Origin of the sequence: Paraburkholderia sp. C35, from assembly GCF_003121405.1 — a bacterium.
In the GTDB taxonomy this organism is placed as follows: Bacteria; Pseudomonadota; Gammaproteobacteria; order Burkholderiales; family Burkholderiaceae; genus Paraburkholderia.
This window is the reverse complement of record NZ_QBUY01000215.1, coordinates 1-2068: the sequence shown is the minus strand read 5'-3', so window position 1 is coordinate 2068 and position 2068 is coordinate 1. Positions and strand designations below refer to the sequence as shown.

The following is a 2068-nucleotide window of genomic DNA, read 5'->3' as shown; positions in this document are numbered from 1 at the left end:
CACCATTTGATGATCGCAAGCTGTTTGCTGCCGAAGTGCTCGGGACTGACGATATCGCGCAGATGCCACACCACCGGACGCCGCGCAAAGCGACCGGCAAGCGCACCAATCACCATCGCGCGCTGCGTGTTCGCATAGATCACGTCACTCTGCCGCGCGCGTGCTACCGTCGCGCGCACCAGTGATGCCACGCCCTTCACCGCCTTCAATACGGGCGGCGTGCCGCCCTGCTTGCGGATGTCGCGGGTCGCGCCCGGATCCAGCACCTCGACGGCCACGCCCTCGCGACGCAGCGCTGCGCGAAACGGGCCATCGTCGAACAGCACGACCTGCACGCGCGCCTTGAGCGCCTTCACGATTTCCAGTAGCGACAGTTCGGCACCGCCCATCACGCCGCTCTGATCGATAGCCAGCACGCGCAGCGCGCTCGTGGCAGGCTTCTGAGCGCCGCCATCGACGGGCGGCTCATCCACCGGCAGCGTCGCGCCCTGCAAGGCCGGCACCGACTCGCGCACGAAACCAAAGAAGCGCTCGCGGAAATGGCGAACCGAAAAGCGTTCGGCATTCGCACGGCAATCGACAGGCCGGAAGCGCGTGGCATCGCCGGCGAAATCTTCCACTGCGCCGATGATCGACTCGACCGTCTGCTCGTTAAAGAAAATGCCCGTCGGATGCGGTTCGAACTGGTCGCGCACGGTTTCGAGCGCCCCGCCCTTGCCGTACGCAATCACGGGCGTGCCGCACGCCTGCGCTTCCACCACGGAAATGCCGAAGTCTTCTTCTGCCGCGAATACGAATGCCTTCGCGCGGCGCATGTGATCGCGCAGCACCTTGAACGGCTGATAGCCCATGATCTGCACGTTCGGCGTGGCCTTTGCACGGATCTTCTGCATGTCGGGGCCATCGCCGATCACGACCAGCTTGCGCTCCGGCATCTGCGCAAAAGCTTCGACGATCAGATCGATCTTCTTGTACGGCACCATTCTTGACGCCGTCAGATAGAAGTCGTCTTTCTGCTCACATAGCGCGAACGATTCGACATCGACGGGCGGAAAGATCACTTCCGATTCACGCTGATACACCTTGTGGATACGCCTCGAAATGAACTCCGAATTCGCGACAAAGGCATCGACGGAATTCGACGTGCGGATGTCCCAGTTGCGCATGTAGTGCAGGATCAGCCGCGCAAACGCGGACTTCGGTCCGCTCGTGAGCTTCGACTGCTGCAGGTACTGGTGCTGCAGATCCCACGCATAGCGGATGGGCGAATGCACGTAGCTGATATGTATCTGGTCCGGGCCCGTGAGCACGCCCTTTGCCACGGCATGGCTGCTGGAGATCACGACGTCGTAGGCAGAGACGTCGAGTTGTTCGATCGCCAGCGGCATCAGCGGCAGATAGCTGCGGTACTTCGTGCGCGCCATCGGCAGGTTCTGGATGAACGAGGTCGTCACGGATTTGCCGCGCAGAAACGTGCGGTCGTCGAGAAAGTCGACGAGGCTGAACAGGTCCGCCTCCGGAAAGCACGCGACGATCTGTTCCAGCACGCGCTCGGCGCCCGCATACGTGACGAGCCAGTCGTGAATGATCGCGACCCGCACAGGGCCGGTGCTGCGCGCGCCACGCCTTTTGGCAGGCGGCTTCGCAACGGGCGTGGCCGCAAGGAGATCGTGGCCCGCATCGCGCGTCACGGTGGTGGGACGCAGCAGGTCTTCTTCAACGATATCTTGGTTCATGCGCTATTCCTCGGATTGAGTCGCAACTTCAGACGCACAAGCAGCGAACGCGCAAGATCGCGCAATGCAGGGGTCATCGTGAGCGACCACGCCACGTTCGCGCCGACGATGAGCGCGCCCGCGGCCATGGCCATCGGCAGGCTGGTGAGCAGGAAGGCGAGCCACAAGGCGCCCACCAGGAAGGCGAGATGCGCGAGCATGTCGAGCAGGATCGGACGCGCGTGGATACGCGACAGGCGCAACAGCGCGACGTAGTCGAACAGGCCGCGCGCCGCCACCACGACAGCGGCACCCGTGAGGCCGTAGTGCGCGATGCCGAACCACAGCGCGCC

The 2068-nt window shown here is 63.5% G+C and carries 1 protein-coding gene and 1 pseudogene; both read right to left on the bottom strand.

Annotation, left to right across the window (positions count from 1 at the left end):
• Positions 1-1736 (bottom strand): glycosyltransferase (locus DK391_RS43995; RefSeq protein ID WP_109484269.1); only part of this gene is annotated, 1736 nt, incomplete at its 3' end.
• Positions 1733-2068, bottom strand: a pseudogene (locus DK391_RS43990) (flippase); the annotation flags it as partial. The pseudogene DK391_RS43990 and the gene DK391_RS43995, both read right to left, overlap by 4 nt.